General features: G+C 71.0%; 2 protein-coding genes. One reads left to right on the forward strand and one right to left on the reverse strand.

Annotated elements, in window-relative coordinates:
• Positions 1 to 451: hypothetical protein (locus AC5L38_RS44260; protein WP_495248830.1), on the forward strand; the 451-nt coding region annotated here is incomplete at its 5' end.
• A gap of 21 nt (positions 452 to 472) precedes the next feature.
• Here AC5L38_RS44260 and AC5L38_RS44265 read toward each other — a convergent pair.
• Positions 473 to 754 (reverse strand): Ig-like domain-containing protein, encoded by a 282-nt coding sequence (locus AC5L38_RS44265; RefSeq protein ID WP_495248831.1) that lies wholly within the window; start codon positions 752 to 754, stop codon positions 473 to 475.
• Positions 755 to 884 lie beyond the last annotated feature (130 nt).

Here is an 884-nt window from a genome sequence, read left to right on the forward strand (position 1 = left end):
GACCCTGGACACCAACACCATCACGAAACCCGCCGGCGCTCTCTCCATCAGCGTGCCGGCCACCGCGAACCTGGGATCCGTGGTGGCCGGAAGCCCCACCGTGTCGGGTCAGCTCGGTGAGGTCACAGTGGACGACGCCCGTGACTCCCTCGCCGCCTCCTGGATCGCGACGGTCGGCTCGACGGACTTCACCACCGGTGACGCCAGCGGGCCCCGGACCATCCCGAAGGAGTCCATCGCCTACTCACCGGGCCCGGCCACCGCCACGACCGGGGACGCGACGTTCACCCCCGGAACCGCCGGGGACCTCGGCTCCACACGCACCGCCTTCTCGGCCACCGAGGGCACCGGGAACAACTCCGCCACCTGGAACCCGACGATCACCGTGACCCTGCCCCCTCAGGTGATCGCCGGGATCTACAGCGCCGTCGTCACCCACTCGGTCAGCTAGGACCGCGCGGGTTCCGAGACATCATCGGGCGGACGGGGAACGAGTGCCGCCGGCGGCTTTCCTCACCGTGGTGCTCGTCGTGCGCGCGGGTGTGAGCTCGACCCGCTGGATCAGTACCGGCGAGATGCTGGGATCCAGCAGGGGCGTTCCCAGGAAGACGGCGAAGACCCGGTGCGTGCCCCTGGGAAGTCCCGTGACGGCCAGGGCGGCCCGGCCGCTGACGAGCCTCGTCGTGCCCAGGACCGCCCCGCCGGTGAGGAAGACGACCCCGCCGCCGGAGACGGCCGCGTTCGAGGACCGCACCCTCGCGGTGAAGATGATCGGGCTGGTCGCCGAGGCGCGTGACGAGGTCAGCGTGGTGGTCGTGGCCGTGGCCGGGACAACGGGCTGGGGCGTGTCGGCGGGTTTCGTGATGGTGTTGGTGTCCAGGGTG

It is taken from the genome of Streptosporangium nanhuense, from assembly GCF_059358815.1.